General features: G+C 33.6%; 1 protein-coding gene. It reads left to right on the plus strand.

All coding sequences use genetic code 11. The features are described from left to right. Positions 1-304 (plus strand): acyl-CoA dehydrogenase family protein (locus ACSG5Z_RS30520; protein ID WP_435712818.1); only part of this gene is annotated, 304 nt, incomplete at both ends.

A 304-nucleotide genomic window follows, 5' to 3' on the forward strand; every position in this document is an offset into this window, starting at 1 on the left:
TATCGTAGATGAAGCTGTACAAATCCATGGTGGTTACGGTTATATGCAAGAGTACGAGGTAGAACGATTATATCGTGACGCTAGAATTAGTCGTATTTTTGAAGGAACAACCGAAATTAATAGATTAACAGTTGCTAAAATGTTAATGAAGCAAATGGAACAAATTGAAGATACTGAAGTAGAAGGTGATGTAGCAAATGTTGAAAGAAACCATCGTTACATTTTATTAGCGAAAAAATTGTTGAAACAATCTTTGAAAACGCTCTCTAAAACTCCAGGGTTAAAAATTGACCAAGAACAAGAA

It is taken from the genome of Bacillus pretiosus (genome assembly GCF_051294775.1).
Lineage (GTDB): Bacteria > Bacillota > Bacilli > Bacillales > Bacillaceae_G > Bacillus_A > Bacillus_A wiedmannii.